This is a genomic window from Streptomyces sp. ActVer (assembly GCF_027270795.1).
In the GTDB taxonomy this organism is placed as follows: domain Bacteria; phylum Actinomycetota; class Actinomycetes; order Streptomycetales; family Streptomycetaceae; genus Streptomyces; species Streptomyces umbrinus_A.
Genome location: NZ_JAPWHT010000999.1, coordinates 1 through 674 on the forward strand (window position 1 = coordinate 1; position 674 = coordinate 674).

Here is a 674-nt window from a genome sequence, read left to right on the forward strand (position 1 = left end):
GACCGGGCCCAGCGCCGGGTCCTGGAGTACGCCGTCGGGGAGGGGGCCGGCGACGCGCAGGTGCATTTTCCTGCCGTGCAAGGTGATGGTGAGCCGGTCGCCTGCACGGGCCCCCGTGGCCAGCACCCGGATGTCCGTACCGGACCGCGGGCCGGTGAGCCCGGCGGCGTCCAGTGCGCGGGCCGCGGGTGAATTCGGCGCTGCCGCCCGCAGGCGTTCGCCGTCGATACCGACCATGCTCGCGATGCCGTACCGGCTGCCGCTGGTCGCGCTCGTCGGGTCCACCCGCAGCTGCCGGACGCTGACGGTCTCGCGTACCCCGCGCACCTGTGCCAGCCGTTCGGCGACGGCAGGACTGCGGTGTGCGCCGAGGAAAGAGGCGTCCGCGCCGACCTGCCATCCGGCGGCCTCACGGCGCCCCTCCGCCAGTGTCCCGGCCACGAAGCCACCGAACACCGCTCCGGCCAGGGTCACCACCAGGACCAGCAGGGCGAGGGCCCGGGCGGGCGCTTCTTTCGCGGCCCGGGACAGCGCGATCAGCGCCACCACACCGCGCCGCCGGGCCGAGAAGCCCGCCAGGATCCGTACCGGCAGCGGATAGCAGCGCACCAGCACAGCGACGGTGGCCAGTCCCAGCAGCGCGGGCACTGCAGCCAGCAGCGGGTCCGGCCCGG

1 pseudogene is annotated in these 674 nt (G+C 75.2%); it reads right to left on the reverse strand.

From position 1 onward, the window contains the following. A pseudogene (locus O3Q52_RS53820) lies at nt 1-674 on the reverse strand (hypothetical protein); the annotation flags it as partial.